The organism is Ramlibacter alkalitolerans (assembly GCF_016722765.1).
Classification (GTDB): domain Bacteria; phylum Pseudomonadota; class Gammaproteobacteria; order Burkholderiales; family Burkholderiaceae_C; genus Ramlibacter; species Ramlibacter alkalitolerans.
On record NZ_JAEQND010000001.1, the window covers coordinates 381404 to 407169 of the forward strand.

Here is a 25766-nt window from a genome sequence, read left to right on the forward strand (position 1 = left end):
CGGGAATCCAGGGCTTTCGCTTCTGGATCCCCGCCTGCGCGGGGATGACGGGGAACGAACATGACCCCCTTCATCCGCCTCCACCCCCAAGACGACGTCCTCATCGCCCGCGCGCAGCTCGTGGGCGGGACGACCGTCGAGAACGTCACCGCGCGCGGCCTCATCCCCCCGGGGCACAAGATCGCGACGCGCGCGATCGCCGCCGGCGAGCCGGTGCGCCGCTACAACCAGATCATCGGCTTCGCCAGCAAGCCCATCGCCGCCGGCGAACACGTGCACACGCACAACCTCGCGATGGGCGAGTTCGACCGCGACTACGCCTTCGGCGCCGACGTCAAGCCGGAGCCGGCCCGGCGCGAAGCGACTTTCCTGGGCATCCGGCGCGCCGACGGCCGCGTGGCCACGCGCAACTACATCGGCATCCTCTCCAGCGTGAACTGCTCGGCCACGGCCGCCCGCGCCATCGCCGACCACTTCTCGCGCCAGACCAACCCGAAGGCGCTGGAGATGTACCCGAACGTCGACGGCGTCGTCGCGCTCACCCACGGCACCGGCTGCGGCATGGCCAGCGAGGGCCTGGGCATGCAGATCCTGGAGCGCACCCTGGCCGGCTACGCGACGCACGCCAACTTCGCGGCGGTGATCGTGGTCGGCCTCGGCTGCGAAGCCAACCAGATCAACGCATGGCTGGCGCACAGCAGCCTGCGCGAAGGCGAGACGCTGCAGGTGTTCAACATCCAGGACACCGGCGGCACCCGCAAGACGGTGGAAAAGGGCATCGCGCTGGTCAAGGACATGCTGCCCGCCGCCAACCGCGTGACGCGCGAGCCCTGCAGCGCCGCGCACATCACGATCGGCCTGCAGTGCGGCGGCTCGGACGGCTATTCGGGCATCAGCGCCAATCCGGCGCTGGGTGCCGCGGTGGACATCCTCGTGGCGCACGGCGGCACGGCCATCCTGTCGGAGACGCCCGAGATCTACGGCGCCGAGCACCTGCTGACGCGCCGCGCGATGGATCGCGCCGTGGGCGAGAAGCTGGTCGAGCGCATCCGCTGGTGGGAGCACTACACCAGGGTGAACGACGGCGAGATGAACAACAACCCGTCGCCGGGCAACAAGGCGGGCGGCCTGACGACGATCCTGGAGAAGTCGCTGGGCGCCGTCGCCAAGGGCGGCACCACCAACCTGCAGGCAGTCTACGAATACGCGCAGCAGGTCGACGCCCACGGCTTCGTCTACATGGACACGCCCGGCTACGACCCGGTGAGCGCCACCGGGCAGGTGGCCGGCGGCGCCAACATGATCTGCTTCACCACCGGCCGCGGCTCGGCCTACGGCTGCGCGCCCTCCCCTTCGCTCAAGCTCGCGACCAACACGGCCCTGTGGCAGCGGCAGGAGGAGGACATGGACATCAACTGCGGCGAGATCATCGACGGCCAGGCCTCGATCCAGGAGATGGGCGAGCGCATCTTCCGCCTGGTGCTGGCCACCGCATCCGGCGAGCGCAGCAAGAGCGAGCAGCACGGCTACGGGCAGAACGAGTTCGTGCCGTGGCAGGTCGGGGCGGTGATGTAGGCCGGCGCGGGATCGAAGAATTTGAACGCAGAAGCCGCAAAAGGAACAGCCAAAGCCGCAGAAGGCATCCTTGAAATGGCTGTTTTCTGCGGCTTCTGCGTTGCGAAGCTTTTGCGGCTTCTGCGTTGAACTGCTCGAACTACAACGAACACTCGAACAAGGGACCCCCATGACAAGGAAGTTCTCCGCCGCGCAACTGCGCGCCACCGTCGGCACGGTGCTGGCGAAGGCCGGCAGCTCCCCCGAGGAAAGCCGCACCGTCGCCGACAACCTGGTGCTCGCCAACCTGAGCGGCCACGACTCGCACGGGGTCGGCATGCTGCCCCGCTATGTCGAAGCGGTGCTGGAGGGCGGGCTCAAGCCCAACGCCTCGATCGAGATCAAGTTCGACGGCGGTTGCCTGCTGGCGCTCGATGGCCAGCGCGGCTACGGCCAGGTCGTCGGCGAGCAGGCGATGGCGCTGGCGATGACGCGCGCCCAGGAAGCGGGCAGCTGCGTGATGGCGCTGGCCCATGCGCACCACCTGGGACGCATCGGCCATTTCGCCGAGATGGCGGTGGAACGCGGCCTGGTCTCCATCCACTTCGTCAACGTGCAGTCGCGCCCGGTGGTCGCGCCCTGGGGCGGTGGCGACGGCCGCTACGGCACCAATCCGTTCTGCGTCGGCATTCCGCTGCCGGGGCAGCCGCCCTTCCTGCTGGACTTCGCGACCAGCCGCGTCGCGCAGGGCAAGATGCGCGTCGCGCACAACGAGGGGCGCCAGGTCGAGGCGGGCTACCTGATCGACGAGAAGGGCCAGCCGACGACGAACCCCGGCGTCGTGGTCGTTCCGCAGCCGGGCGGCATGTTCGGCGCCCTGCTCGCCTTCGGCGAGCACAAGGGCTATGGCATGGCCGTCGCGTGCGAGCTGCTCGGCGGCGCCTTGACCGGCAGCGGCACCTGGCATCGCCCGGCGGACAACCAGCGCGCCGTGATCAACGGCATGTTCACCATCCTGGTGGACCCGCGCAAGCTGGGCACGCAGGAAGCGTTCGCGCGCGAGGCGCAGGCCTTCGTGGACTGGGTGAAGCAGAGCCCGCCGGGGGCGGACTCCTCGGAGGGCGTGCTGCTGGCCGGCGAGCCGGAACGCAAGGCCCGGCGCCAGCGCGAAGTGGAGGGCATCGCGCTGGACGACCAGACCTGGGCCGAGATCGTCGCCGCGGGCGCCAAGGTCGGCGCCACGGTCAGCTGACTGCGGGCTACAGAGCCCGAGTCGGCCTTACGGCTTCAGATTCAGCCAGCGCTGGAAGTCGGCGCGGCGCTCGACGCCCGCCGGCACGTTGGTCCAGTAGTTCGTGATGACGGTCTGGCTGCCGCTGACGCCGCCGGCGGCCGGGCCGCCCAGCACGGTGGTCTGGCTGGACTGCACCTGCGCCGAGCCCGGCAGGACGCGATTGGCCGGGACGGTGGTCACGGCCACGCTGGACGAGGGCAGCACGGTCACGCTGCTGCTCGGGGCGCCTTGGCCGACGATCATGCCGGTGCCGGAGCTCACGCTGCTGCCGGACGACGACGAGACGGCGCCGCCTTCGGCAAAGGCGGACACGCAGGCGAAGGCGGCGAAGGCGACGACCAGGGATTGCTTGTTCATCAGAGACTCCTTGAACGGTTACGCGAAGAGGTGTGCGAGCTATTGGATGGCGCAGCCGCCGGCCGGCTCGCCAGAGCACACCGACGCTCCATGTCGGCCTCGCACCGACGTCACCGACGGCGCGTGGGAAGTCCCTTTCGCCCGCTGGGCTTGCGCTATTGCACAGGCACCAGTGGCAAGGCGCGCACCACGCCGTCGGCGACGGGGAAGATGCGGTCACCGGAGCGCGGCTCGATGCGGTGCATGCCGGTGAAAGCGCCGAACGCCGGGAGGATGCCCACCGCGTTCCCAGGCACGGTCTCGTCGCCGAGCCAGAAGCACGGCAGCCGCAGGCGCTCGAAGGCGCGGCCGCTCAAGCTGATGCAGGGATGCCAGTGGCCGGCCAGCACGTACGCCCCGCCGACCGGGCGCGGATGGTGGCACAGGGCGAAGTGCCCCAGCCGCAGCGGCTCGTCGACCACCTCGAAGCCCAGGCTGGCGGGCGGATCGCCGGCGCGGTCGTCGTGGTTGCCGCGCACCAGCGTCACGGCCAGGCCGCCCTGGCGTTCGCGCCAGGCGTGCAGGACGTCGAGCGTGCCGGTGGCGTGAGAGCGCGCGGAATGCAGGAAGTCGCCGAGGAACACGAGGCGCCGGGCCTGCGTCTCGGCGAGGGCGGCGTCCAGCCGGGCGACGTTGTCACTCGTGGTGCCGCGCGGCACGGGCACGCCCAGGCGCCGGAAGCTCACGGCCTTGCCGAAGTGGGCGTCGGCCACCAGCAGCGTGGCGTGCGCGGGGAGGAACAGGGCGCCGCTCGGATGCAGCAGCGCATCCTCGCCGGCGAGGCGGATCTTCAACACGGGAATCGGGTGGTCTTCGTAGGCTGCCGGTGGACCGCGCAGCGCATGAACCCCAGCGCTGGCGCGCATCGCTGGGGTTCGCGGCCTGCGGCGCTCACCACCAGCCTACACGAGGCGAACGGCGCGTCAGAGCATCCGCGCGAGCGATGCCTCCAGGTGCTCCGACGGCGCCCGCTTGAACCCCGAGCGCGCGAAGCGCTGCAGCCGGCCCACGATGAAGGCCGTGAGCACCGACGCGCGCACCGCCGCATCGACCGTGGGCGTGGCCGCCTCGCCGGTGCTGCGAAGGCACTGCTTCAAGGAGGCTTCCACCTTGTCGAAGAACTGGTTCATGCGCTGCTGCAGGCGCTCGTTCTCGAACACCAGCGCGTCGCCCACCATCACGCGGGTCATGCCCGGGTTCTTCTCGGCGAACTGGATCAGCATGCCGACGATGCGGCCGGCCTGCGCGGAGCCCGCGGGCTCGCGCTCGGTGATCTGGTTGATCAGCGTGAACACGCTCTGCTCGATGAACTCGATCAGGCCCTCGAACATCTGCGCCTTGCTGGCGAAATGGCGGTACAGGGCCGCTTCGCTCACCTCCAGCCGCGCCGCCAGCGCCGCGGTGGTGATGCGCTCCGCCCCCGGCTGCTCCAGCATCGTCGCCAGCGCCTGCAGGATCTGCACCCGCCGCTCGCCCGGCTTGGGGCGCTTGCGCACCACGGCCGGTGCCACGGCGGCTTCGGCGCCGGGGGTGGGTTCGGGGGAGTCGAGCTCGGCGTGGGACATAAGGGCGGAAGGTCAGCGGTTCGAATCATTCTCGCATACCCAACCGTGGCTTTTAGCCAACCCAACCACCGGAAGCGACGGCGCAGGCGCCGAGTAGGTGCTTACCCCGGGAGCGGAAGTGTGACTTTCAAGCCACTCCCGCCGGCGCCAGACGACAGTTGGAGGTGGCTATGGTGCACCCGGGCGATCTCCTCCGCGATCGCCAGGCCCAGCCCGTTGCCCTCTCCCTGCGTACCCTGGACGCGGTAGAAGCGCTCCAGGATGCGCGGACGCTCCGCGGCCGAGACGCCGGGGCCGTCGTCCTCGACTTCCAGGAAGGGCTCGGTGCCGCGCTGGCCGCAGCGGATCGTGACGCAGCCGCCTTCGTGGCTGTACTTCACCGCGTTATCGACCAGGTTGGCCAGCAGCTCGCGCAGCAGCCAGTCGTGGCCCATGACGTGCACCGGCTCGGCGTCGAGCCCGAGGTCCATGCCGCGCGCGGTGGCCGCATCGAGCTGCTGCTCCAGCGTGTCCTCGCACAGGGCCTTGAGATCCACCCGCTGCTGCGGCTGCGAGTGCATGCCCCGCGCGTCGGCCCGCGACAGCGCCAGCAGCTGGTTGGCCAGCTGCGAGGTGCGGCGGGTCGCGTTGCGCAGCTTGTAGACCTGCTCGGTAGGCAGGGCCAGCGTGCATTCCTGCGGGCTCGCGCCGGCGGCCTGCGCCCAGGCCTCCACCTGCGCCTGCAGGCCGGCCAGCGGCGTGCGCAGCTGGTGGGCCGCATCCGCGACGAAGCGGCGCTGGCCGTCGGCCTGCGCGTTGACGAGCCCGAACAGCCGATTGAGCGAATCCACCAGCGGGCGCACTTCTTCGGGCGAAGCGGATTCGTCGATCGCGCTCAGGTCGCGCGGCGAGCGGCGCTCCACCGCCTCCTTGAGCGCGCGCAGCGGTCGCAGGGCGCGCTCCACCGCCCAGCCCACCGCGAAGGCGGCGGCCGCGATCAGCACCAGGTTGGGCAGCAGCACCTTGAACAGGATGGAGCGCGCCCATTGCTGGCGCGGATCGGTGCCGTCGCCCACCGCCACCACCACCTCGCCGAAGATGGTCTGCTGGCGCTGGCGCACGATGCGCCAGGTGGCCCCGCTGTGCTCCTCGCTGTGGAACTGCGGTTCGGCGTCGGCCGGCGGCAGTTCGTCGTTGAGCCAGGCGTCGCCCTGCAGCACGTTGCCGTCGATGTCGGTCACCGCATAGGCCGCCGCCGAGGGACCGTCCTTCAGGAACTCCTGCACCGGCGGCGCCAGCATCAGCAGCGGCCGGCCGCCGGCGTCGCCGACGATGGAGTCCGCCACCAGCGGCACCAGGGCCTGCAGGCGGTGGTCCTGCTGCAGGGCGGCGTTGCCGGCGGAGCGGTACTCGAACCAGGCGTTCAGCGCCGCCAGCAGCACCAGCGGCACGATCAGCATCACCAGCAGCCGGCGCTGCAGGCCCGAGGTGACACCCAGGACCGTGCTGGCGCGCAGCCGGCGGCCGGCCTCGGGGACGAAGTACTGCATCAGCCGGCGTCCGCGGGACGCAGTTCCAGCCGGTAGCCGAAGCCGCGGATCGAGCGCAGCGCCACGCCATAGGGCTCGAGCTTGGAGCGCAGGCGCGAGATGTAGACCTCCACCGCGTTGGGCGTGATCTCCTTGTCCCAGCCGGTCAGGGCCTGCAGCAGCTTTTCCTTGCTGGCGGGCTTGGGCGCGTTGATCAGGAGGTACTCCATGACCGTCCACTCGCGCGGGCCGAGCTCGATCGGGATCGCCTGGCCATTGCGCTGGGCGCTGGCGCGCCGGTTGGCCGTATCGAGCTCGATCGGGCCGAAGGTGAGCACGGCCGACGTCGCCGCCTGCGAGCGCCGCAGCAGGGCGCGCAGGCGCGCCAGCAGTTCCGGCAGCTCGAAGGGCTTGATCATGTAGTCGTCGGCGCCCAGGTCCAGGCCCTGCACGCGGTCGTGCAGCGCATCGCGCGCGGTGAGGATCAGCACCGGCGTGTGCTGGCTCGCCATCTCGGGGCGGCGCAGGCGGCGCGTGAGCTCCAGGCCGTCCATGTTGGGCAGGCCGATGTCGATGATGGCCGCGTCGAACAACTCGGTGCGCAGCACTTCCTCGGCGCGCTCGCCGCTGCCGACCCAGTCGACCGCGTAACCGGCATTGGCCAGCCCCAGCTTGATGCCGCTGGCCACCATCACATCGTCTTCGACGAGGAGCAATCGCATGGGTTCTTCAGTGGGACCGGATCATGGTGCCGTAGGCCTGGTCCGTGAGGATCTCCAGCAGCATGGCGTGCGGCACGCGGCCGTCGATGATGTGGACCGCATTCACGCCCGAGCGCGCGGCTTCCAGCGCGCCGGCGATCTTCGGCAGCATGCCGCCGGAGATCGTGCCGTCCGCGAACAGGCCGTCGATCTCCTTGGCCGTGAGGTCGGTCAGCAGCTGGCCCGACTTGTCCAGGACGCCGGGCGTGTTCGTCAGCAGCACCAGCTTTTCCGCCTGCAGCGTCTGCGCCAGCTTGCTCGCCACCACGTCGGCGTTGATGTTGTAGCTTTCGTTCTCGTCGCCGAAGCCGATCGGGCTGACCACGGGGATGAAGTTGTCTTCCAGCAGCGCCTTCACCACGCCGGGGTTGATCTCCACGATGTCGCCCACCTGGCCCACGTCGTGCTCGATGTTCGGGTCCTTGTTGTCGACCATCTTGAGCTTGCGCGCGCGGATCAGCCCGCCGTCGCGGCCGGTGAGCCCCACGGCCTGGCCGCCGGCGGAGTGGATGAAGCCGACGATGTCCTGCTGCACCTCGCCGGCCAGCACCCATTCGACCACTTCCATCGTCTCGGCGTCGGTGACGCGCATGCCCTGGATGAACTGGCCCTGCTTGCCCAGGCGCTTGAGGGCCTGCTCGATCTGCGGCCCGCCGCCGTGGACCACCACGGGGTTGATGCCCACCAGCTTGAGCAGCACCACGTCCTCGGCGAAGTCCGCCTGCAGGGCCGGATCCGTCATGGCGTTGCCGCCGTACTTGATCACCATGGTCTTGCCATGGAAGCGGCGGATGTAAGGCAGCGCCTGGGCCAGGATCTCGGCCTTGTCACGGGGTGCGATGTGGAGGACGTCGTTCATGGGCGGGCGGCTCGGAATCCCCGATTTTGCCCGATGCGGCGCGGCAGCCTGTCAGCGCGGGTACAGCATGCGGATGCGGCGCAGCCAGCGCTGCATGCGAAAACGCACGATGCTGTGGTACGCCCAGAGATAGCTCACGATGAAAAGCAGCGTGAAGCCCGCGAGGACGGCGGTGTGGCGCCAGAACAGGATCGCCGGCAGCACCGTCAGCAGGGTGAAGCCCCACAGGTAGGGCGAGGTGCGGTTGTTGCGCATCAGCATGCGGCGCGACGCGTCGTCGTGGAACACCTGGCGCACCAGGCGGCGGTAGATCAGCTGGTGGAAATGCAATGCGTCCGCCAGGCTGGGCGACTGCCCGCGCACCACCTTGCGGTAGATCGAGAAGATCGCTTCCCAGATCGGGTAGATCAGAAGCAGGATCGGGAACCAGGGCGAGACCTCCGGATGACGCTGCACCAGCTGCACGCCCGAGATGCCCAGCACCAGCCCCCACAGGTAGGCGCCGCCGTCGCCGGCGAAGATCATCCCGTGCGGGTAGTTCCACACCAGGAAGCCCAGGGTGACGCCGGCCAGCACCGTCACGCTGGCGGCCAGCTGCCGGTCCCCGAGCTGCATCGCGATGTGCACCAGCGCGGCGCAGCAGATCAGGGCCACCGTGCCGGCCAGCCCGTTGTAGCCGTCGATCAGGTTGAAGGCGTGCGGCAGTCCCGCGAGCGCCAGCACGGCGACGGCCACCTGCAGCCAGTGCGCCTGCGCCCAGAGGCCATCGAGCACCGGCAGCCCGGTGCGCGGCACCAGCAGTCCGAACAGCAGCACCGCGAGCAAGGCGGCCAGCCCGGTGCTGACGAAGCGCAGGCGCGCCGGCAGGCGGTGCGTGAGGTCTTCCACCACGCCGGAGGCGCAGCCCGCGAGCGCCACGATCCACCAGGAGCCCGCGAGCCCGCCGTCGAACGGAATGCCGTGGTCGACGCCGAACAGCGGCTGCGCCAGCGCCAGCCAGGCCCAGCCCATGCTGCAGGCGAGGAACATGGCCGCACCGCCCAGGCGCGGCACGTGGCCGCTGTGGAAGCGCTGCGGCATCCACTCGCTGTAGCGTCGGCCGTTCTCCTCGCCGAGTCGGATCACCAGGCCGCAGCAGAGCGCTGCCGCGGCGGCGCAGAGGATGAGGACGAGGGTCATGGGGTGGGCGGCGCCAGTTCGCGCCGTTTCTGCGACGGCGGCGGGGCAGGAGATGCGCTGGGCGCAGGCACGTGGTAGACCTTGAGCGTCGCGGCAATCACGACGTCGTCGGAGAACTCCCGAACGGCGCGTTCGCGCCCCCGCTGCCCGAAGCGACGACGCAGCGCAGCGTCCCGCACCAGGCGTTCCAGCGCGTTCGCGAGGGCTACGGCGTCCTTGGGTGGCACCAGCAAGCCGTTCTCCTCGTGCGTGACCGTTTCACGGCAGCCGGGGACATCGGTGGTGACCAGTGGCAGCCCGCAGGCCAGCGCCTCCAGCGAGGACTTCGGCAGTCCTTCGCGGTAGGACGGCAGGCACGCGATGTCGGTGTCCTGCCAGACGCGCAGGATGTCCTGCTGGTGGCCGAGCCACTCGATGAGGCCTTCGCGCATCCATTCCCGCAGCACGGCCTCCGGCACGCACGAAGGATTCACCGCATCGAGCCCGCCCACCAGCCGGAAGTGCGCCGGCACGCCGCGCGCGCGCAGCAGGCGCGCAGCCTCGACGAATTCGGCCACGCCCTTGTCGTACAGCATGCGCGCCACCAGGGACACCACGGGCGTGCGTGGCTTCGGCGGCACCGGCCGGAAGTGGCGCACATCGACGCCTGCGCCGCGGATCAGCACCGCCCGCTCGGGGTCCACCGCGCCGGTGGCCACGAAATGGCGCAGGTCGTCGGGGTTTTCGAACACCGCCATGCCGTCTCCGACCTGGAGTGTGAAACGCAGCACCGCCTTCACCAGCGGACGCAGCAGGCGTGCCTTGAGCTGGTTCGACGTGAACACCCAGCCCATGCCCACCAGCGCGTTGACGACGTGCATGGGCGGCAGCGTGTGCGCCAGGAACCCGCCGTACAGCACCGGCTTCATCGCGATCTGGTGCACGATGTCCGGCTTCTCGCGCTTGTAGATGGCGCGGATGCGGGCCAGCGAGGCGAGCTCCTCGAGCCAGTGAAGGCTGCCGCGCGCCATGTTGAGGGGCAGCACGCGGAAACCTTCGGCACGGATGCGCGCGCCGTGCTGGCGGATGTTGGTCACGACCACCACCTCCAGCCCGGCGTCGCGCGCAGCGCGGGCCCGCGGCAGGAAATGCGAATAGAAGAAGGCGTCCTCGACGACGAGGAACAGCAGCTTGCGAGGGGGCCGGTTCATGCGCGTCCCTCCAGGGCCAGGGCGAGTTCCCGCAGCGTCGCCGGATCGAGCTGCGCGTGGTGGGGATGCACACGGTAGCCGGAGCGCCGCCCCGCCGCGGCGGCGACGTCGCGACCGGACTTCAGGGCGCCGCAGGCCAGCGCCAGCATGACCCCGCTCCACTCCCGCCGCAGCGCGAGCAGCCGCACCTGCGCCAGCAACTGCGAACGCCGCGCCACCAGCAGCTTGCGCAGGTCCGGCGCGGCCAACCGATACGCCAACAGGACTTCGGGCACGCAGGCATAGCGGCTCGTGACGCTCGCCCGCACCAGCAGTTCCTGGTCTTCGGCCCGGACCACCTCCGGGATGCGGTACGGATTCCGCATGAACCACTCGCGCCTGCCGAGCCACGTCGGATGCGGCAGCGGAATGGTGTGCCAGGGGCGGGCGCACAGCGCCTCGTGCGAGGCGGCAAAGGGAAGCAAGCCGAGGACCTCGCCAGCTTGCCGGAAGACCGCGGCGCGGCAGCCCACGAGGTCCACCTCCGGGTGCGCCGAGAGGTACGTGCTCTGCACTTCGAAGCGCCGCGGCAGGCAGATGTCGTCGGCATCCATCCGCGCGATGAGCTCGCCACGCGCGAGCCGCACGCCCTGGTTCAGCCGCGCGGCAAGCCCGATCCGCCGGGCATCCTCGTGCACCTGGATGCGCCCGTCTCCGAGAGTGCGCGCCATTGCGGGGCCGCCATCATCGGAGCCGTCGTCGAGCACCAGGACCTCGAAGTCACCGAAGGTCTGCCCCAGGAGCGAGAGAAGTGCATCGCGGAGGTAAGGCATGCCGTTGCGCACCGGCAGCAACACGGAGATGGTCGGCCGGTTCATCGCTGCCCCCCGAGGTAGCCGAGGGACCTCGCGATGCGCTTGAGTGGTTGCCGGATGGCCGCGGGCACATGCGGGTAGAGGCGGTAGAACGCCTTCAGGGCCAGCTGCTTGGGCGGATGGGCGCGCACGCGCGCAAGCAGCAGGCGCCAGCCGTGAGGGGCACGCCGAAGCATCTCCTCCAGGCAGGTAGGATCGGCCGGCAGCGCGACCCCGTAGCGCACGAAGTCCCCCACCTGGCGAATCCGGAACCGCCGGAACAGGTGGTGCCAGCCGCGTCGCACCTGCGGCAGCTCGCGTTGCGCCGGAGTGAACTTGGCGAACATCATGAGGGCTTCGCCAAGCTCCACCCGCGCGTCGTCACGGCACACCTGCGTGACCTGGTGCGACGCATTGGTCGGCGTGCTGATCAGGGCATCGCCCGTGCAGGCGAAGCGGCCATTGCGCATCAGCAGGCGGTAGTAGTAGTCGACATCCACCAGCCACTTCATGCGGCGGTCATAGTCGATGCCGACCCGCCGCCGGCAGATCGTCGCGCTCGGCGCACCGATGCAGTTGCCCAGGAACAGCGTAGCGGGGTCCGCACGCAGGTCCGCCAGTTGTTGCGCGCTGGCGGCGTGAACGCGTTGCACGCCCGAGTCCACGTGCACGACGCGACTGCCGGCAAAAGCGAAATCCGCCTCAGGATCGGCGTCGAGCAGTTCGACGAAGCGCCGCAGCGCATCCGGCCGCGTGAAGTGGTCGTCGTGGTGCAGGATCTTCACGTACTCGCCCCGCGCAAGCCGGATCGAGGCGTTCCAGTTCTCCGGCGAACCGAGCGCCGGCTCGTTGCGCACATAGGTCAGCCGATCTCCGAAATCGAACTCCGACAGCAGCGCACGCACGCTGTCGTCGGGCGAATCGTCGCTGACGATCAGCTCATAGTCCTGGAATTCCTGTTCGGCGACGCTGCGCAGCGTCTCGCGCAGGTACTCCACCTGGCGGTACGCAGGAATGCAGATCGAGACCTTCACAGCATGCGCTCCAACACCCGGATGACCTTGCGCACTGCGCGCTGCCGCAATCCCGCAGGGGGCGTGACCAGGGCGGGCGCGGGCGCGGCCGGCGTCTCGCCGGCCTGCGCCGGAACCACGCCGAAGTGCTCACGCGCCCACCACAGCGACGCCAGCAGTTCGGCCTTGCGCTGTTCGACCAGCGACTTGCAGCGGGCCCACGCCTCGCGGTTGCGGCGCTGGCGCTCCCCTTCTCCCTCGCCGCCCATGAGCGAGAGGTTCGTGTTGCGCGCGCCGGTGCTCACGTGGTACGTGCAGGTGAACTCCTCGACCACGGCCGGCTCATGATGGAACGCCAGGCGCAGCAGGAAGTCCCAGTCTTCCGACCGGTCCAGGTCTTCGCAGAAGGGCCGCTCGCGCAAGGCGGGCACGAGGCGCTCCCGGTCGATCAGCACGCTGTGGATCGGCAGGAAATTCTCGTTCCACAAGGACTGCAGCGAGAAGCGATGGCGCCGGAAGGGACGGCTCTCGCTGACCGTTGCCAGCGCATCGTCCTCCTTGCGCAGCACCGCCTGGCCATACGCCCAGGCCGACCCCGTGGACTGCATCGCCTGGACCAGCAGGCGCAGGTGCTCCGGTTCCAGCGAGTCGTCGTCGTCGAGGAAACCGAGATAGCGCCCCCGCCCCGCCGCCCAGCCGATGTTCAGGTTTTCGGCACGGCGGTCGCCGCAGCCGGGATTGCGCAGCACGCGCACCGGCAGCCGCGCGAATTCGCCGGGCAGCCGCTGCATGTCGTCCCAGTCGGCGCCTTCGGGGCCCTGGTACACCACGACGACTTCCAGTGGTCGCCAGGTGTTCGCGGCCGCGCTGCCGAGAGCACGCCGGATCTCGCGCGGCCGCCCCCCGACCGTCCGCATCACCAGGGTGACGGGCACACCCGTATCCATCAACGCCCCCTCATCATCGACAGCCGCCACAGCAAGGGCTTGAGCCGGCGCTTCAGCCGCGCCCGCAAGCCGGTCGCGCCCGGCGCGGCGGCCGCTGCCGCCTCGCCGGGCGCAACGTAGCGCGCGCTGGCTTGTGCGGCGGCCAGTGCGCCCAGGTCGGCACCGACCCGCTGCGCCGCTTCGCGGAACTTGCCGCGCAGGAGTTGGTGCAGCTCGCCGGCATCCCAGTAGGCGGTGCCCGCGTTGGCGTCCTCGAGCCGCCCCAGCCAGTCAGCCAGGGCTGCGAGGTAGTCCGCGCGCGGCAGCGGTCGCTCCAGGATGACGCTTTCGTGCAGGGCGACGTCCTCCGGCGTCGGGTCGATGCCGGCCTCCTGCAGCATCTGGCGCCGCACGCGCAGCGAGGCCTCGTACTGCCTCGCCGAAGAATCGGAGCTGACCTGCTGCGGATGAAGCCGGTAGTCGAGGACCACGTCCGGCAGGTTGGCCGCCCGGACCTGCAGCAGCAGCCGGCTCCACAGGTGGTAGTCCTCGGCATGCTTGAACGCATCGTCGTAACGGAACAGCCCCTGGTCCACCAGTTCGCGGCGGAACATCAGTGCGGGATGCGCCAGCGGGCAATAGAACAGCATCGCGGGGCGGATGCCCTCGTGCGCCTGCGGGAAACGGAAAACGTTCGGCTGCGGAATGTTGCCGAAGAAGCGGATCGCGCCGCCGACGATGCCGACGAGCGGATGGGCGCGCAGGAATTCCACCTGGCGGCGAAAGCGCGTCGGTTCGCAGACGTCGTCGGCGTCCATCCGCGCGATCAGCGGCGCGCGGCACTGGGCGTACGCGCGGTGCAGCGTCGCGATCAGGCCCATGTTGCGCTCGTTGCGCAGCAGCCGCACGCGCGGGTCCTGCGCCAGAGGTTCGAGCAGGCGCGCGGTCTCGTCGGTCGACCCATCGTCGACCACCAGCAGCTCGAAGTCGTCGAAGTCCTGGGCGAGCACGCTCGCCAGCGCCTCCTGCACGTAGCGGGCAGCGTTGTAGGTGGGCACCACGACGCTGAGCGCCGGGGTCGATGTTTGCTGCGTCACAGTCGCACCCATCGTTCGGGGACCAGGTCGCGCGCGTCGGGCGTGCCGGCAGCGAACCAGCGCTGCGGCGCGACCGTGATCGCGCCCGGCCTGGCATCGAGCCACGCACCCCACCAGCTGAAGGAGCTGTTGGCGATCACGTGGTGGCGGCATGCGCTCATGAGGCGCAGGTCTTCGTAGTTGGTGGCCGCGTCGTTGTTGCGCACCAGGTGCATCTCGCAGCCGAGGCGCAGGTTGGCCGCCACCCAATCGGGATCGTCGGAGAACACGAACAATACCGGCTCAGTGCCGAGCGCTTGCCGAACGTGCTCCACGGCGCGCCGGTAGTAGCCCAGGTCGCAGGTGCCGTGCACCGCGTTGGCGGAAGGATTGGTCACGTAGTCGCCGCGGCGCACGTGCAGCGAGACCGAGGGAGTGGCGGCGATGCGCTCCAGCCAGCGCGCGTTCTCCGCGCTCGGCGCGTGGCGCACGGTGAAGTCCTGGCGGATGGCCTCCGCGCAATGCGCGAAGTACTTCTCGCTCTGCCAATACCCATCGAGGTACACGCCGTCCGGCAGGGAGGCGATCTCGGGGTCGAAGGTGAACGCGCGCTCGGTCACCAGGCGCAGCGGCGTGCGCATGAAGGGCCTGAGGAGGCGGTTCAGCCGGCTTTCGTTGACCGCGCCGGGCAGTTGGTCGGCCGGTGCATCGACCAGTTCAGCGCGGAAGCTGTCCAGGCCGAAGGCGTGCGTCTTGTACTCGGCGAAGGCCCGCCGGTCGATGCGCAACGGCGCCCCGCGGCGCAGGGCCAGGGCCCGGCCGGCGGCGTACTGGAACATCTGGTTGCCGAGACCGCCGATGAGACGGGAGACGATCATGACGCGGGGTCCTTGCGTTGCCAGTTTTCCCAGATGAAGGGGAAGTAGTAGGTCTGGTCGTGGGTGGCGCGCAGCCGCTCCTGGATCTTCAGCATCCGCTCGCGCGCGTCCGGAACGAAGTCATGGAACTGGACCTGCAGGTTGCGCACGCGCCCGGCCAGGCCGCAATCGAGCAGGTGGTCGAGCAATTCATATTCGCCCCCCTCGATGTTCACCTTCATCAGGGCGATTTCGTTCCAGCCGTTCTCCTCGATCACGTGCCGCAAGCCCTGGACGCGCGCCGGCACGCTCTGCGCCGCTGAAACGAGCGTGGAGGAGGCGTCGCCGTCGACCGAGATGGTGATCGTGCCGTCGGCGGCGCCGAGCGCAGCCTCGTGCACCTGGACGTTCGGATTGCCCGCGAAGCGCCGGCGGATCGCCTCGGCGAAGTGCGGCACCGGCTCGAACACATGGACCTTGCACAGGTAGCGGCCGAAGATGTCGCTGGCCCACTGCCCTTCGAAGCCGCCGACGTCCAGCACGACCTCGCCGGGAGCAATGGCGTAGTCCAGGCGCAGCGTGTGGTCGCCGTTGGCGCGTACCCAGCTGCCATGCGCGACCTGCTTGAGCGTCGGCAACGGGGGGGGCGGCGGGGGTGGTGGGGGCGGTGGCGGAGGACGCGGCGGCGGTGGCGGTGGGAGGGGGCTCAAACCGTCCGCGAACTCCAGCAGGCCCCAGCCGGAAACGCGCAGCGCGCCCGCGACGAGCCGTCCCACCCCTTTCGGGCGCTCTTCCGAAAGCGGCGCCGTCGCAACCGGAACCGGCGGCGAAGCTTCCACTGCCGGCGCCGGTTCGGGCACGGCGCCGTCAGGATAGAGACGCAGCATCCGGGCGGCCGAAGCGGGTTGCGTGACGAGTTCGCGCACGATCTGCTCCGCGTTGGCGAAGAACTGGAGATGATCGAGATAGTGGCGCCGGGCCCGTCCGATCGCCGGCAGGCGTGCCTCGTAGTCGCCGGGATCCGCGAGCAGCGCCTCGATGCGTTCGGCGGCGGCACCCGCATCCAGCCCCGGGAGGTCGATCCAGCCCCCCTCCGGGAGGTACTCGGCGACATTCGTGCAGCCGTGGTACAGCGGAACGCACCACGCGAGCAGTGCGTCGGGCAGCTTCTCCGTCAGCCAGTCGGCCGAGCGATGGTTCTCCAGCACCACCGCATAGCGGTAGCGGGACAACAGGTCCCAGCTGGAGGAAAAATCGCGCAGCCCCCGGCCCCAGACGTCCACGCGCGAGCCGAGTCGCGCCTTCAGGCCCAGCGCGAACTGCAGGCGCTCGCGATGGCCCGGCGTGAAGACCTTGTCGGACGTGATCAGGCAGACGTCGGCGCGCTTGGCCGGTGGCGCAAGCGACAGCAGTTCGTCGTAGCTCTTCTCGACGAACCAGGGATGGCCCTGCTGCCGCCGCACCAGCCCGGGATGGGTGATGTCCTGGCGGGCGCTCACCACGCGGGCGAACTGCGCCAGGAAACGTTCTTCGTAGCGACCGATGCCATCCGGCTCGCCGCTGATGAAGACCGTGCGCTCCGGCGAACAGACCGACTGCTGCGGTGCCGCCATCGATTCGAAGACGATCCAGGCGTCGCAGCGCTCCACCTCGGTGTCCACATGGAAGCGCAGGTCGCCCCACACCAGCGTGCCGCCGGGGGTCTGGCGCGCCCACGGCCAGTGGGGCGCGCAGGTGGTGATCCTCACGTTCAGCATCTCAGTTCGCCAGCCGCTCCACCCGCCAGGCGGGATCGAGGTACACGTAGCCGAAGGACTGCTCGCGCGCGTGCTGCACGTTGTACAGAGCGGGCCGGCTGACACGGAACGGCTGCACTGCACGGCTGCCGAAGAAATCGCGCACCCCGAATTCGCTGCAGTGGACCTCCAGCACATAGTCGCCGGCGACCAGGAACTCGGCCGGCAAGGAAGCCGCCGCACGGTACGTGCCGCGCTCGACGTGCTCGCGCTGCGGCGCACGATCGGCGAGCAGTGCGCGGGTGACGATCTCGCCGGTGATCGTCTTGACATAGAAGCCGAAGCGGAAATTGGAGAGTGGCTCGTGCACGTGGTACACCAGATCGAGGTCGACCGCCGCGCCCCCGTCGACGGTGAACGTGCGCGTGGGCTCGCCACCCTGGCTGATCGTGATCCCCAGCAGGTCGACTTCGTCCGTGTGGATCGGGAAGTTCGCGCCCTGGGACCGCACGACGTGGCGCATGTAGTCGCCGACCACCTGCTCCACCCTGGTCTTTTCCTGGATGCGCCCTTTTTCCATCAGGATCGCGGTTTCGCACAGTTCCTTCACCGCGCCCATGCTGTGGCTGACGAACAGCACCGTGCGGCCCTGCGCCGCCAGCTCGCGCATCTTCGCGTACGACTTCTGCTGGAACCCCGCGTCGCCAACCGAGAGCACCTCGTCGAGGACAACGATGTCGGGCTCCAGGAAGGCGGACACCGCGAACGCAAGGCGCACGTACATCCCGCTGGAGTAATGCTTCACGGGCGTATCGAGGAAGCGTTCCACCTCCGCGAAATCGACGATGGCGTCGAATTTCCGGCGGACTTCGGAGCGCGACATGCCCATCACGGCGCCGTTCAGGTAGATGTTCTCGCGCCCGGTGAGCTCCGGATGGAAGCCGGTGCCGACCTCCAGCAGGCTGCTCATGCGGCCGCGGATCTGGATGCGGCCTTCGCTGGGGCTCATCACCCGCGACAGGATCTTCAGCAGCGTGGACTTGCCGGCACCGTTGCGGCCGACGATGGCCAGGCGCTCGCCCTCTTCCACTTCGAAGTTGACGTCGCGCAGCGCCCAGAACACCTCGTCGGGCGCCTCGGTGGTCTGCTTGCGCAGCAGGCCCGTGAGACGACCGAGCGGCCCGCGTCCGCCGTTCGCCCGCTCCTTCTCGTGGTGGAGGGTGAACTTCTTGGAAATGCCTTCGACGACGACGGATTTGCTCACGATTTACAGGGCATCGGCGAAATGGTGCTCGCTGCGGCGGAAGAAGCGCAGGCCGGGCAGCAGAAGCAGGAAGGTGATGCACACCGACAGGGCCACTGCGGGCCAGCGCAGCGGCTGGGAGTCGCCGAGCAGGCACCAGCGGAATCCGTCGATGATGCCCACCATGGGATTGAGCGCGTAGACCAGGGCCCACTTGCCCGTCACGACGGTGCTCGCGAATCCGACCGGCGACAGGTAGGCGCCCAGCTGCAGCACCACCGGCAGCAGGTGGCGGAAGTCGCGGTACCAAACCCCCAGAGCGGAGACCCACAGGCCGCAGGCGAGGATCAGCAGGCACAGTTGCGCCAGGAACAGCGGCAGCAACAGGACCTGCGGCCCCGGTGAGTGGCGGAACACCAGCGACATCACCACGTACACCACCATGGCGATCAGGAAGTCCACCAGTCCCACCAGCACCGAACTGACCGGGATGATCAGCCGCGGGAAGTACACCTTGGAGACGATGTTCGCGTTGCCGATGACGCTGTTGCTGGCATCCGAGAAGCTGGCGGAGAAGAACAACCAGGGCAGCAGGCCGGCGAACACCAGCAGCGCGTAAGGCGCGCCGTTGGACGGCATGTTGGCGAGCCGGCCGAAGATGAACGTGAACACCAGCATGGTCGCCAGCGGACGCAGCAGCGCCCAGCTCAGGCCCATGACCGTCTGCCGGTAGCGGACCACGACATCGCGCCAGACGATCATCCCGAGCAGTTCCCGGCTGGCCCAGAGTTCGCGCCAGTACTGGGTGCCGTCCGGTTCGGACGTGATGGTGACGACCGGGCGCTGGTCCGGCGCGGCGCCCGCCGCCGGCACCGGGGTCGCCTCCGTGCTCGGGATCACGTGATCGTTCATCGCCCGGTCAGCTCGTCCAGCGCCGCACGCAAGGTCCGGAACTCGTCGTCAAGGGGGTAATGATGGTTGCCGATGAACAGGCCGCTGGCGTCCAGGTCGTCCGCGTTCGCCAGCGTGCCGTGGATGCTGTAGTCGAACCAGCGCAGCACCTCGTTCTTGGCGAAGTTGCCGGCGACGATGGGCCGGCAGTCGATGCCGTGTGCGGTAAAGACACGCACCACGTCGGCCCGCGTGAAAGGCGCGTCCGGCTGCACGATCATGCTGAAGCCGAACCAGCTGCTCTCCCCGATCTCGCGCTGCGTGCGCAACTGCGGGTAGCGGGCCAACAGGTCCAGGAAGCGGGCAGCATTGCGCCGGCGCGCCTCCACCATCGCGGGCAGCTTGCGCAGCTGCTGCGTGCCGATCGCGCCGCTCATCTCCAGCGGCCGCAGGTTGTAGCCGGGCAGAACGAACTTGAACGACTCGACGAAGGCGTCGTCGCTCTTGGTTCCGGTGACCTTGTTGTGTTTCGGCAGGTTGCGCGTCCAGCCGTGGGCGCGCAAGGACAGCATCAGGTGGTACAGCTCCTCGTCGTCGGTGACGACCATGCCGCCTTCCATCGTGGAGATGTGGTGGCTGAAGAAGGCGCTGTAGCTGCCCATCGCGCCGAAGGTACCGGCTTGCCTGCCCCCCAGGCGCGCGCCGAGCGACTCGCAGTTGTCCTCGATCACGACGATGTCCCGCCCGGCGACGATGCGCTCGATGCGTTCGAAGTCGTTCGGGTTCCCCAGCAGGTTCACCGCCATGATGGCGCGGGTCGCCGCGCCCACGGCGCCCTGCAGCGCCTCGAGGTCGTAGTTCAGCGTCTCGCGGTCGACGTCGACGAACTTCAGCTTCAGCCCGTACTGCTGCAGCGGGTGGTAGGTGGTGCTCCAGGAGACGGCCGGCACGATGATTTCGTCACCCGGCAGCAGCGGTCTGTCCTTGCGAAAGCGCAGCGCCGCGACCATCAGCAGGTTGGCCGAGGAGCCGGAGTTCGCCATCACGCAGTAGCGGCTGCCCACGTACTCGGCGAACTGGCGCTCGAAGTCGGCGACGCGCGGCCCCATGGAATACATGCCCGAGGCGATCACCGACTGGATCGCATCGATCTCCTGCTGGTCCCAGGTGGTCGTTGCCAGCGGATACGGTTTGTTCATCGTGCGACCCCGTCAAGGCTCAGGTAGTGGTTGTAGGTGGCCCGGATGCCGTCTTCCAGGCTCGTGGCCGGAGCCCATCCCCAGGCCGCTTGAAGCTCGGTGGAGACCAGCTTCTGCTTCATGCCGGCCGGCTTGCTCGTGTCGTGCACGAAGCGGCCGTCCCAGCCGATCACCTCAGCCGCGATCCGGTAGTAGTCGTTTACCGAGTGGTCACGGCCGACGCCCACGTTCATCATCTGCGGCAGCGGGTCGAAGGCGCCTACCGCGCGCCAGATCGCGTCCGCGAGGTCGGGCGCAAACATGAACTCGCGGCGCGCGCTGCCATCGCCCCAGATCTCCACTTCCGCCCGGCCCTGTACCTTGGCGGTGTGGACCTTGTGGATGATGGCGGGCACGAGGTGCGAGTGCTTCGGATCGAACTTGTCGTGCGGACCGTACAGGTTGCAGGGGATCAGGGTCTTGTACGAGAGCTCGGGGCGTTCGCGGCCGACGTACTGGCACAGCCGCGCCACAGCGATCTTGGCCAGCGCGTAGCCCTCGTTGGTGGGCTCCAGTTCCCCCTGCAGGACCGCGCTTTCCGTCAGCGGGTTGTGCGCTTCGCGCGGGTACATGCAGGAACTGCCGAGGTTCAGCAGCCGCGGCACGCCGGCCTCGCGGGCGGCCATCACGATGTTGCGGCCCAGGTCGAGGTTCGTGACGAGGAAATCCACCGGCGCTGCAATGTTGGCCTGGATGCCGCCGACCCGGCCGGCCGCGTGGATCACGATCTCCGGTTGCAGCTTGCGAATGAAATCCGCTGTCGCCCGCGCATCGCGCAAGTCGAGTTCCCGGCTGCTCGGCGCGACGACGTTCCAGTGGCTGGCGGCCGGGAATTCCAGGACGTTGCGACCCACCATGCCACTGCCGCCCGTCAGCAGGACGGTCCCTCTCTGCCTGTTCATCGCGTTCAACCCTGGTTGCGCAGCGCCTTGTGGCCGCGGGCCTGGACCTCGAGGTCGAACTGGGCAGCCTTCAGGTCGGCCTCCGCCATCTCGCGCACGAGTTCCTTGAAGGGGGTACGCGGAGTCCATCCGAGCTTCTGCCGCGCCTTGCTCGCATCGCCCAGCAGGGTCTGGACTTCCGTCGGACGGAAGTAGCGGGGATCGACCTCCACCACGCAGCGGCCGGCAGGATCGAACGCCTTTTCATCCACGCCTTCGCCCTTCCACTCCAGCTTCATGCCCAGCACGGCGGCCGTCGCGTCGACGAATTCGCGCACGCTGTACTGCACCCCGGTGGCGATGACGAAATCCTCCGGCCGGTCCTGCTGCAGCATCAGCCATTGCATCTCCACATAGTCGCGCGCATGCCCCCAGTCGCGCAGTGCGCCCAGGTTGCCCAGGTACAGCCGCTCCTGCAGCCCCAGCTTGATGCGCGCCAGCGCTTGCGTGATCTTGCGGGTGACGAAGGTCTCCCCCCGCACCGGCGACTCGTGGTTGAACAGGATGCCGTTGCAGGCGTAGAGGCCGTAGGCCTCACGGTAGTTCACCGTGATCCAGTACGCGTACAGCTTGGCCACCGCATAGGGGCTGCGCGGGTAGAAGGGCGTGGTTTCCTTCTGCGGCACTTCCTGCACCAGGCCATACAGCTCGGAGGTGGAGGCCTGGTAGAAGCGCGTCTTCTTCTCCAGCCCGAGGATGCGGATCGCCTCCAGCATCCGCAGGGGCCCCAGGGCATCCGAATTGGCCGTGTATTCCGGCTCCTCGAACGACACGGCCACATGGCTCTGGGCCGCGAGGTTGTAGATCTCGTCGGGGCGCACCTTGGCGATGATGTGGATGAGGCTGGACGAATCCGTCATGTCGCCGTGGTGCAGCACGAAACGGCCATCGGAGACGTGCGGATCCTGGAACAGGTGGTCGATGCGGTCGGTGTTGAACAGCGACGTGCGGCGCTTGATTCCGTGCACCTCGTAGCCCTTGTCAAGCAGGAGCTCGGCAAGATAGGCACCGTCCTGGCCGGTCACACCGGTGATCAAAGCAACTTTTCTGGTCATGCTGGAAACGCGCCGGCCCTCACGAGCCTGCCGTCTGGAATCAATGGATAGCGACGCGCAGGAGGCCCGCCAGAGGAAGCGGGCGCGCGATCCCGGAGCGTCAGAAGAGGTAGCCGGGAAAACCCTGCATTTTAGCGTCCCCGGCCTGCGCTCGACCTGCTTTGCTTACGGAAACAATTCCGCGCCGGCCAGGGGACTTCCTTGCAAGTCCTTGCCGGAAAGCCTGAGCTCCTGGATCCCCGCTGCCGCCAAGCCCCAGTCGACGCCGATCTCCGCGTCGTTCCACACGATGCACCGCTCATGCTCCGGCGCGTAGTAATCCGTCGCCTTGTAAAGAAAATCGGCCAGTTCGGTGAGCACGACGAACCCGTGCGCGAACCCCGGCGGAATCCACAACTGGCGCTGGTTCTCCTCGCTCAGGACCTCGCCGACCCACTTGCCGAAGGTCGGCGAGGAACGTCGCACGTCCACGGCCACGTCGAATACGGCGCCGCGCACCACCCGCACGAGCTTGCCCTGCGGCTGCCTGATCTGGTAGTGCAGCCCGCGCAGCACGCCCTTGGCCGATCGTGAATGGTTGTCCTGCACGAACTCGGTGGTTATGCCCGTCGCCTCGCGGAAGACCTTGGCGTTGAAGCTTTCCAGGAAGAAGCCGCGCGCATCGCCGAAGACCTTCGGCTCCAGCACCAGCACGTCGGGGATCGCCGTGGGCGTGACCTTCATGCTGCCTTCCTTCCCTCGCGCAGCACGTGCAGCAGGTACTGGCCGTAGCCGTTCTTCTGCAGCGGCTGTGCCAGCCGTTCCAGTTGGCCGTCGTCGATGAAGCCGGCGCGCCAGGCGATCTCCTCCGGGCAGGCGATCTTCAGGCCCTGGCGGTGTTCCAGCGTGGCGATGAACTGGCCGGCTTCCAGCAGGCTGTCGTGGGTGCCGGTGTCCAGCCAGGCGTAGCCGCGCTGCATGATGCGCACCTCCAGCTGGCCGCGCTCCAGGTAGGCCTGGTTCACGGCGGTGATCTCCAGCTCGCCGCGTGCGCTGGGCTTGACGGCCTTGGCGATGTCCACCACCTGGTTGTCGTAGAAGTACAGGCCGGTCACCGCGTAGTGGCTCTTGGGCTGCGCGGGCTTTTCCTCGATGCTGGTGGCGCGCCCCTGGGCGTCGAAGGCCACCACGCCATAGCGCTGCGGATCCTGCACGTGGTAGGCGAACACGGTGGCGCCCGAGGGCTGCGCATCGGCCGACTGCATCAGCGGACCGAGGTCGTGGCCGTAGAAGATGTTGTCGCCCAGCACCAGCGCACTGGGATCGTTGCCCACGAACCTGTCGCCGATGATGAAGGCCTGCGCCAGACCGTCGGGGCTGGGCTGCACGGCGTACTGGATGTTCAGGCCCCACTGGCGGCCGTCGGCCAGCAGTTGCTGGAAGCGCGGCGTGTCCTGCGGCGTGCTGATCACCAGGATGTCGCGGATGCCCGCCAGCATCAGCGTGCCCAGCGGGTAATAGATCATCGGCTTGTCGTAGACGGGCAGCAGCTGCTTGCTCACCGCGATGGTCGCGGGATGCAGGCGCGTGCCGGCGCCGCCGGCGAGGATGATGCCTTTGCGTCGGGTCATGAACGTTCCAGGATTTCTTGAAGCATGCGGGCCACGCCCCATTCCCATGGGGGCAGCGCCAGGCCGAAGGCGGTGCGGAAGCGCTCGGTGTCCAGCCGGGAATTATGGGGACGGCGCGCCGGGGTCGGAAAGGCGGAGGTGGGCACCGGAGCGATTGCCGATGGCCCAGCCTTGAATTCTTCCCCGAGTTGCTGCGCTTTGCCCACGACGAAGCGGGCGTAGCCGTGCCAAGAAGTCTCGCCGCTCGCGGCCACGTGGTAGGTGCCCGCCAGTGCGGGATCGCGCAGCAGCGCGCGCGCAGCGTGCGCGGTCACGTCGGCCAGCAGGTCTGCCCCCGTTGGCGCGCCGAACTGGTCGTCGATCACGGTGAGGCGCTCGCGTTCGCCCGCCAGCCGCAGCATGGTCCTGGCGAAATTGCCGCCCCGTGCGGCATAGACCCAGCTGGTGCGCAGGATCAGGTGCTGCGGCTGCGCGGCGGCCAGGCGTTGTTCGCCTTCCAGCTTGGTGCGGCCATAGACGCTCAAGGGGCCGGTGGCGTCGTCCTCGCGCCAGGGCCGGCTGCCGCTGCCGTCGAAGACGTAGTCGGTGGAGTAATGGATCACCGGCGCGTCGACTGCGCGGGCCGCACGGGCGATCGCCTCCGGCGCGAGTGCGTTGACGGTACGCGCTGACTCGGAATCGCTTTCCGCCTTGTCGACGGCCGTGTAGGCGGCAGCATTGACCACCAGGTCGGGCCGTACCTGCAGCACCGACGCGGCGACGGCCTGCGGATCGCGGAAATCGCCGGCCAGCGCGCCCTCGCCCGCAGAGCCAAGCGCCACGACTTCTCCCAGCGGAGCCAGGCTGCGGCGCAGTTCCCAGCCGACTTGCCCGTTGGCGCCGAACAGCAGGATCTTCACGGTATTCAGGCCGCCGGCGCGTACTGCGTGGCGATCCACTCGCGGTAGGCGCCGCTTTGCACGTGCTGCACCCACTCGCCGTTGGCCAGGTACCACTGCACCGTCTTGCGCAAGCCGGTCTCGAAGGTTTCGGCCGGCTTCCAGCCCAGTTCGCGTTCGAGCTTGCGCGCATCGATGGCGTAGCGGCGGTCGTGCCCCGGGCGGTCCTTCACGAAAGTGATCTGCCCGCTGTAGCTGCCGCCCGCGGCACGCGGCGCGAGTTCGTCGAGCAGCGCACACACGGTGTGCACCACGTCCAGGTTGGCCTTCTCGTTCCAGCCGCCCACGTTGTAGGTCTCGCCCAGGCGCCCGGCCTCCAGTACGCGCCGGATGGCGCTGCAGTGGTCGCCCACGTAGAGCCAGTCGCGGACCTGCTGGCCGTCGCCGTACACGGGCAGCGGCTTGCCCGCCAGCGCATTCACGATGATCAGCGGGATCAGCTTCTCGGGGAAGTGGTAGGGCCCGTAGTTGTTGGAGCAGTTGGTGGTCAGCACCGGCAGCCCGTAGGTGTGGTGGTAGGCCCGCACCAGGTGGTCGCTGGCCGCCTTGCTGGCCGAGTAAGGGCTGTTGGGCTCGTAGCGATGCTCCTCGGTGAACGCCGCTTCGGCGGGCGCGAGCGAGCCGTAGACCTCGTCGGTGGAGACGTGCAGGAAGCGGAAGCCTTCGCGCTCGGCGCCCTGCAGGCCGCCCCAGTACGCGCGCACCGCCTCCAGCAGGCGGAAGGTGCCGACCACGTTGGTCTCGATGAAGGTGCCGGGCGCGTGGATGGAGCGGTCCACGTGCGATTCGGCGGCGAAGTTCAGCACCGCGCGCGGGCGGTGGCGCGCCAGCAGCGATTCGACCAGCGCACCGTCGCCGATGTCGCCGTGCACGAACTGGTGGCGCTCGTCGCCCTGCAGCGAGCGCAGGTTCTCCAGGTTGCCCGCGTAGGTGAGCTTGTCCAGGTTGATCACCGGCTCGCCGGTCGCGGCGATCCAGTCCAACACGAAATTCGAGCCGATGAAACCGGCCCCTCCCGTCACGAGAATCATGCAGCAAGCTCCAGTGCCCGCGGCCGCACCAGCAGCCTGCGGCAAGCCGGCGATTATCGCATCGCGACCTGA

The 25766-nt window shown here is 68.9% G+C and carries 25 protein-coding genes; 2 read left to right on the plus strand and 23 right to left on the minus strand.

Features of this window, described 5'->3' with window-relative positions; all coding sequences use genetic code 11:
• Positions 1–60: 60 nt before the first annotated feature.
• Both JI746_RS01800 and JI746_RS01805 read left to right on the plus strand, forming a co-directional pair.
• On the plus strand, positions 61–1575 hold the full coding sequence (locus JI746_RS01800; protein WP_201687059.1) for a UxaA family hydrolase: 1515 nt from the start codon (positions 61–63) through the stop codon (positions 1573–1575).
• A gap of 169 nt (positions 1576–1744) precedes the next feature.
• A complete protein-coding gene (locus tag JI746_RS01805) occupies positions 1745–2806 on the plus strand; it encodes a malate/lactate/ureidoglycolate dehydrogenase (protein ID WP_201687060.1) in 1062 nt (353 codons plus the stop codon).
• A gap of 27 nt (positions 2807–2833) precedes the next feature.
• Here the strand turns inward: JI746_RS01805 and JI746_RS01810 are convergent, their stop codons facing one another.
• The 23 genes from JI746_RS01810 to rfbB form a co-directional block, all read right to left on the minus strand.
• Positions 2834–3205: a hypothetical protein gene (locus tag JI746_RS01810; protein WP_201687061.1), complete on the minus strand. Its 372-nt coding sequence runs from the start codon at positions 3203–3205 to the stop codon at positions 2834–2836.
• Positions 3206–3360: 155 nt separating this feature from the next.
• On the minus strand, positions 3361–4041 hold the full coding sequence (gene pdeM / locus JI746_RS01815; RefSeq protein ID WP_330892865.1) for a ligase-associated DNA damage response endonuclease PdeM: 681 nt from the start codon (positions 4039–4041) through the stop codon (positions 3361–3363).
• A gap of 126 nt (positions 4042–4167) precedes the next feature.
• Positions 4168–4809, minus strand: coding sequence for a nucleoid occlusion factor SlmA (gene slmA / locus JI746_RS01820; protein WP_201687063.1), 642 nt, complete (start codon positions 4807–4809; stop codon positions 4168–4170).
• 101 nt (positions 4810–4910) lie between these two features.
• The gene (locus tag JI746_RS01825; RefSeq protein WP_201687064.1) at positions 4911–6338 is read right to left on the minus strand and encodes a sensor histidine kinase; all 1428 of its coding nucleotides are present in this window, start codon (positions 6336–6338) and stop codon (positions 4911–4913) included.
• A complete protein-coding gene (locus JI746_RS01830) occupies positions 6338–7039 on the minus strand; it encodes a response regulator transcription factor (RefSeq protein ID WP_201687065.1) in 702 nt (233 codons plus the stop codon). Before JI746_RS01830 ends, JI746_RS01825 begins: the two co-directional genes overlap by 1 nt.
• Before the next feature lie 7 nt (positions 7040–7046).
• Positions 7047–7937, minus strand: a complete 891-nt coding sequence (gene argB, locus JI746_RS01835; protein ID WP_201687066.1) for an acetylglutamate kinase — start codon at positions 7935–7937, stop codon at positions 7047–7049.
• Positions 7938–7988: 51 nt separating this feature from the next.
• Entirely contained in the window at positions 7989–9116 is a 1128-nt protein-coding gene (locus tag JI746_RS01840) for a glycosyltransferase family 4 protein (RefSeq protein WP_201687067.1), read from the minus strand.
• Positions 9113–10306, minus strand: coding sequence for a glycosyltransferase family 4 protein (locus tag JI746_RS01845; RefSeq protein ID WP_201687068.1), 1194 nt, complete (start codon positions 10304–10306; stop codon positions 9113–9115). The genes JI746_RS01840 and JI746_RS01845 overlap by 4 nt, the downstream gene beginning before the upstream one ends.
• Positions 10303–11163: a glycosyltransferase family 2 protein gene (locus JI746_RS01850; RefSeq protein WP_269129380.1), complete on the minus strand. Its 861-nt coding sequence runs from the start codon at positions 11161–11163 to the stop codon at positions 10303–10305. Before JI746_RS01850 ends, JI746_RS01845 begins: the two co-directional genes overlap by 4 nt.
• Positions 11160–12173, minus strand: coding sequence for a glycosyltransferase family 2 protein (locus JI746_RS01855; RefSeq protein ID WP_201687070.1), 1014 nt, complete (start codon positions 12171–12173; stop codon positions 11160–11162). The genes JI746_RS01850 and JI746_RS01855 overlap by 4 nt, the downstream gene beginning before the upstream one ends.
• The gene (locus JI746_RS01860; RefSeq protein WP_236599477.1) at positions 12170–13099 is read right to left on the minus strand and encodes a glycosyltransferase family 2 protein; all 930 of its coding nucleotides are present in this window, start codon (positions 13097–13099) and stop codon (positions 12170–12172) included. The genes JI746_RS01855 and JI746_RS01860 overlap by 4 nt, the downstream gene beginning before the upstream one ends.
• On the minus strand, positions 13099–14175 hold the full coding sequence (locus JI746_RS01865; RefSeq protein WP_201687072.1) for a glycosyltransferase family 2 protein: 1077 nt from the start codon (positions 14173–14175) through the stop codon (positions 13099–13101). Before JI746_RS01865 ends, JI746_RS01860 begins: the two co-directional genes overlap by 1 nt.
• A complete protein-coding gene (locus tag JI746_RS01870; RefSeq protein ID WP_201687073.1) occupies positions 14172–15032 on the minus strand; it encodes an alpha-1,2-fucosyltransferase in 861 nt (286 codons plus the stop codon). Before JI746_RS01870 ends, JI746_RS01865 begins: the two co-directional genes overlap by 4 nt.
• On the minus strand, positions 15029–16759 hold the full coding sequence (locus JI746_RS01875) for an FkbM family methyltransferase (RefSeq protein WP_201687074.1): 1731 nt from the start codon (positions 16757–16759) through the stop codon (positions 15029–15031). The genes JI746_RS01870 and JI746_RS01875 overlap by 4 nt, the downstream gene beginning before the upstream one ends.
• A 10-nt stretch (positions 16760–16769) precedes the next feature.
• The gene (locus JI746_RS01880) at positions 16770–18011 is read right to left on the minus strand and encodes an ABC transporter ATP-binding protein (protein ID WP_201687075.1); all 1242 of its coding nucleotides are present in this window, start codon (positions 18009–18011) and stop codon (positions 16770–16772) included.
• Positions 18012–18014: 3 nt separating this feature from the next.
• Positions 18015–18902 carry an ABC transporter permease gene (locus JI746_RS01885; RefSeq protein ID WP_201687076.1) on the minus strand — a complete coding sequence of 296 codons (888 nt, stop codon included), beginning with the start codon at positions 18900–18902 and terminating at the stop codon, positions 18015–18017.
• Entirely contained in the window at positions 18899–20080 is a 1182-nt protein-coding gene (locus JI746_RS01890) for a DegT/DnrJ/EryC1/StrS family aminotransferase (RefSeq protein WP_201687077.1), read from the minus strand. The genes JI746_RS01885 and JI746_RS01890 overlap by 4 nt, the downstream gene beginning before the upstream one ends.
• On the minus strand, positions 20077–21021 hold the full coding sequence (locus JI746_RS01895; protein WP_201687078.1) for a GDP-L-fucose synthase family protein: 945 nt from the start codon (positions 21019–21021) through the stop codon (positions 20077–20079). Before JI746_RS01895 ends, JI746_RS01890 begins: the two co-directional genes overlap by 4 nt.
• Before the next feature lie 5 nt (positions 21022–21026).
• Positions 21027–22115 carry a GDP-mannose 4,6-dehydratase gene (gmd, locus tag JI746_RS01900; RefSeq protein ID WP_201687079.1) on the minus strand — a complete coding sequence of 363 codons (1089 nt, stop codon included), beginning with the start codon at positions 22113–22115 and terminating at the stop codon, positions 21027–21029.
• A gap of 165 nt (positions 22116–22280) precedes the next feature.
• Complete coding sequence (gene rfbC / locus JI746_RS01905) at positions 22281–22838, minus strand: dTDP-4-dehydrorhamnose 3,5-epimerase (protein WP_201687080.1); 558 nt, start codon at positions 22836–22838, stop codon at positions 22281–22283.
• Positions 22835–23725, minus strand: a complete 891-nt coding sequence (rfbA, locus tag JI746_RS01910; RefSeq protein ID WP_201687081.1) for a glucose-1-phosphate thymidylyltransferase RfbA — start codon at positions 23723–23725, stop codon at positions 22835–22837. The genes rfbC and rfbA overlap by 4 nt, the downstream gene beginning before the upstream one ends.
• Positions 23722–24624, minus strand: coding sequence for a dTDP-4-dehydrorhamnose reductase (gene rfbD, locus JI746_RS01915; RefSeq protein ID WP_201687082.1), 903 nt, complete (start codon positions 24622–24624; stop codon positions 23722–23724). The genes rfbA and rfbD overlap by 4 nt, the downstream gene beginning before the upstream one ends.
• 5 nt (positions 24625–24629) lie before the next feature.
• Positions 24630–25694 (minus strand): dTDP-glucose 4,6-dehydratase, encoded by a 1065-nt coding sequence (rfbB, locus tag JI746_RS01920; protein WP_201687083.1) that lies wholly within the window; start codon positions 25692–25694, stop codon positions 24630–24632.
• Positions 25695–25766: the final 72 nt, after the last annotated feature.

Excerpts from the sequence above, each read along its gene's own strand:
- JI746_RS01800 (WP_201687059.1), top strand. The coding sequence starts at position 61 with ATGACCCCCTTCATCCGCCTCCACCCCCAAGACGACGTCCTCATCGCC.
- JI746_RS01805 (WP_201687060.1), top strand. The coding sequence starts at position 1,745 with ATGACAAGGAAGTTCTCCGCCGCGCAACTGCGCGCCACCGTCGGCACG.
- JI746_RS01810 (WP_201687061.1), bottom strand. The coding sequence starts at position 3,205 with ATGAACAAGCAATCCCTGGTCGTCGCCTTCGCCGCCTTCGCCTGCGTG.
- slmA (WP_201687063.1), bottom strand. The coding sequence starts at position 4,809 with ATGTCCCACGCCGAGCTCGACTCCCCCGAACCCACCCCCGGCGCCGAA.
- JI746_RS01825 (WP_201687064.1), bottom strand. The coding sequence starts at position 6,338 with ATGCAGTACTTCGTCCCCGAGGCCGGCCGCCGGCTGCGCGCCAGCACG.
- JI746_RS01830 (WP_201687065.1), bottom strand. The coding sequence starts at position 7,039 with ATGCGATTGCTCCTCGTCGAAGACGATGTGATGGTGGCCAGCGGCATC.
- argB (WP_201687066.1), bottom strand. The coding sequence starts at position 7,937 with ATGAACGACGTCCTCCACATCGCACCCCGTGACAAGGCCGAGATCCTG.
- JI746_RS01840 (WP_201687067.1), bottom strand. The coding sequence starts at position 9,116 with ATGACCCTCGTCCTCATCCTCTGCGCCGCCGCGGCAGCGCTCTGCTGC.
- JI746_RS01845 (WP_201687068.1), bottom strand. The coding sequence starts at position 10,306 with ATGAACCGGCCCCCTCGCAAGCTGCTGTTCCTCGTCGTCGAGGACGCC.
- JI746_RS01850 (WP_269129380.1), bottom strand. The coding sequence starts at position 11,163 with ATGAACCGGCCGACCATCTCCGTGTTGCTGCCGGTGCGCAACGGCATG.
- JI746_RS01860 (WP_236599477.1), bottom strand. The coding sequence starts at position 13,099 with ATGGATACGGGTGTGCCCGTCACCCTGGTGATGCGGACGGTCGGGGGG.
- JI746_RS01870 (WP_201687073.1), bottom strand. The coding sequence starts at position 15,032 with ATGATCGTCTCCCGTCTCATCGGCGGTCTCGGCAACCAGATGTTCCAG.
- JI746_RS01885 (WP_201687076.1), bottom strand. The coding sequence starts at position 18,902 with ATGAACGATCACGTGATCCCGAGCACGGAGGCGACCCCGGTGCCGGCG.
- JI746_RS01890 (WP_201687077.1), bottom strand. The coding sequence starts at position 20,080 with ATGAACAAACCGTATCCGCTGGCAACGACCACCTGGGACCAGCAGGAG.
- JI746_RS01895 (WP_201687078.1), bottom strand. The coding sequence starts at position 21,021 with ATGAACAGGCAGAGAGGGACCGTCCTGCTGACGGGCGGCAGTGGCATG.
- gmd (WP_201687079.1), bottom strand. The coding sequence starts at position 22,115 with ATGACCAGAAAAGTTGCTTTGATCACCGGTGTGACCGGCCAGGACGGT.
- rfbC (WP_201687080.1), bottom strand. The coding sequence starts at position 22,838 with ATGAAGGTCACGCCCACGGCGATCCCCGACGTGCTGGTGCTGGAGCCG.
- rfbA (WP_201687081.1), bottom strand. The coding sequence starts at position 23,725 with ATGACCCGACGCAAAGGCATCATCCTCGCCGGCGGCGCCGGCACGCGC.
- rfbB (WP_201687083.1), bottom strand. The coding sequence starts at position 25,694 with ATGATTCTCGTGACGGGAGGGGCCGGTTTCATCGGCTCGAATTTCGTG.